The sequence below is a fragment of the Bartonella sp. AP57NXGY genome (assembly GCF_042195805.1).
Lineage (GTDB): Bacteria > Pseudomonadota > Alphaproteobacteria > Rhizobiales > Rhizobiaceae > Bartonella.
The window spans coordinates 1-897 of sequence record NZ_JBHIOZ010000415.1 but is presented as its reverse complement, the minus strand read 5'-3'; the positions used below and the strand labels follow the sequence as shown (position 1 = coordinate 897).

The following is an 897-nucleotide window of genomic DNA, read 5'->3' as shown; positions in this document are numbered from 1 at the left end:
ACCTGTTACCATCAAGTTTCTTTTCATCCATAAGATCATAGGCGGTGCTCCTGAAAGCGTTTAGCAACAAAGAAAATGCCAGTACATGCCGCTAAAACCATAATGGCGGCTAAAGCCCATTGGATTGGTCCATTGCCCGCTAAAAACCCACCAAGACCTGAGAAAGAACCAATAATCGGTGCCAATGCTTCTGCTTTGAGAAACCCTGTTGGTTGTTTCGTTTCTACTGTTTGATAATTAGAAGAAACATAAGCCCCTTTCGCCCATAGCCCTGCCTCTGCTACACGCCGGTGTACGAGACCTTGTAAACGTTTGCCTCCCGCTTTGGTCCATTTCTGCAATTCGGTTGGTACCGCTTCATAATCCCCCCGATTAAGCCTTTTAAGCAATGTAGAGTTTTGGAAAGCTGCAATACCCACATTATAACAAAAGGAAACAAGAGCGCCGAACTGCTCGTCGCTTAAATTCACACAAACTGCTTTTTCTACCGCCCTCTCATATTGCCGCAAATCTGCTAAAAGCATGTTTTCAGCTTTTTTTTCTGTAATCACCATACCCTCAACAACTGTTGGTTGACCGGCTTTTTTCGTATGACCATAACCAATCGTCCATATGCCAGAAGCATCTTGATAAGCCTGCAAGCGCAAACCTTCCCACTTTTTTAAACAGTATAAACAGTCTTTACTTATTTTCCGTGCCATTGTTCAATTCACCTTATAAATATACCTTTATGAGTACTGCTCCATCACCGCCGTCGCCGCCAATTTTGTCGCTTCCGTGTTTCCCATCAAAATATCCACCGCCGCCGCCGCCACATTCTTTACCACCTCTACCACCGTTACCACCTTTGTAACTCTCACCACCCTGCCCCATGATAGAACCCTTACATTTACCGCC

At 44.9% G+C, this 897-nt stretch carries 2 protein-coding genes; both read right to left on the bottom strand.

The genetic code is table 11. The annotated features are described in order from the left end of the window. Positions 1–35: 35 nt before the first annotated feature. Positions 36–701 carry a lysozyme gene (locus ACFIL8_RS11220; protein ID WP_375612619.1) on the bottom strand — a complete coding sequence of 222 codons (666 nt, stop codon included), beginning with the start codon at positions 699–701 and terminating at the stop codon, positions 36–38. A 13-nt stretch (positions 702–714) separates the two neighbouring features. After that, positions 715–873 (bottom strand): hypothetical protein, encoded by a 159-nt coding sequence (locus tag ACFIL8_RS11215; RefSeq protein WP_375625823.1) that lies wholly within the window; start codon positions 871–873, stop codon positions 715–717. Between the last annotated feature and the right edge of the window lie 24 nt (positions 874–897).